The following is a 1,206-nucleotide window of genomic DNA, read 5'->3' on the forward strand; positions in this document are numbered from 1 at the left end:
TAGGGTGTACGGCAGAATCTTGAACGCAAAACAATCTATATGTAGGCCGGAGTTATGCACGCGCGTTTGTTAGCTTGGAATGTCCGCAGGCACTAGGATCGTCATTCCCACTCGGTCTGCTACGGCCATGATCGCCGGAATGTCTGGTGGTCCATCTGGCGCTGGAATATCAGTCGTGCCGTCAGGCATTGCTTCACCGGCTTCGGTAAAAAAAGTGTCATGCATCGCGCCGGGGGCGTTAATGCAAAGTAGCCGGCCAGGCCGCTCTCCGGTGCATGTAAAGGCGTGCACTGCGCCGTCCGGAACCTTAACGAAGTCACCACATTTGACGTTGACTTTCTCGCCATTCAAAAAGAACTCGAATTCACCATCGAGCACATAAAAGCTCTCATCTTCGCCAGCGTGATGATTAGGCGGCGCACCGGCACCAGGCGCCGTCTTTATCTCAATGATAGTACAACGATCTCCGGTCTCACTGGGAAAGGCGTGAAAGGTCAGCAGGTTCCCAAGAAGATGATAAATTCGCGGGCGAGGTTCTGTCATTGCTGCGACTCCCTTTACTTGAATAACACTGCGCTTATGATACATATATCTACTTATGAGACAAGTGTATCACAAAGGGATTGAGATTGGCGCCTCGTACAAATCAAATCAACCGGACGCGAGAAGCACTTCTTTCGGCAGCACGTGACCTGATGTCGGAAGGCAAGGAAGTCACGCTGGCAAAAGTCGCTGAACGCGCCAAAACCAGCCGTGCGACGGTCTATCGCTACTTTTCTGACCCAAGTGTCTTGGCTTTGGACGCGACGCTCGATCTTGAAGTTACTCCAACGTCAGAACTTCTCGAGGGGCTGAATAACGTCAGGAGCCGTGTACATGTCGTTGCGCGTTACTATCTGGATTTTTCTCGGGTTCATGAGGCGCACTTCAGGCAGTTTCTGGCTGAATCACTCAAGGCATCACTTGAGGAAGGAACGGTTAAAATGCGTGGCGCTAGAAGAGTGACGGCTTTTTCTGAAGCACTAGCGCCAATTCATTCATTGATGGAGCCGAAGGACGTTGACGACCTGGCGAAGCGGTTATCCATGACGACGGGAATGGAACAACTTATCATTCTTGAAGACATTCTGCGTGTAGACGAAGCAACTGGTTACCGACTTCAGGAAGGGTTGGTCGACGCTCTTTTGGATCGGTACTTGCCAAAAA

2 protein-coding genes are annotated in these 1,206 nt (G+C 51.2%); one reads left to right on the forward strand and one right to left on the reverse strand.

The features are described from left to right. Positions 1-69: 69 nt before the first annotated feature. A complete protein-coding gene (locus ACR0I1_RS20490; RefSeq protein WP_480707763.1) occupies positions 70-543 on the reverse strand; it encodes a cupin domain-containing protein in 474 nt (157 codons plus the stop codon). A 152-nt stretch (positions 544-695) separates the two neighbouring features. Between ACR0I1_RS20490 and ACR0I1_RS20495 the strand changes: the two genes are divergently transcribed. Further along, on the forward strand, positions 696-1,206 hold a 511-nt coding region (locus ACR0I1_RS20495), incomplete at its 3' end, for a TetR/AcrR family transcriptional regulator (protein ID WP_480707765.1).

It is taken from the genome of Ruegeria sp. B11 (genome assembly GCF_056539785.1).

Excerpts from the sequence above, each read along its gene's own strand:
- ACR0I1_RS20490 (WP_480707763.1), bottom strand. The coding sequence starts at position 543 with ATGACAGAACCTCGCCCGCGAATTTATCATCTTCTTGGGAACCTGCTG.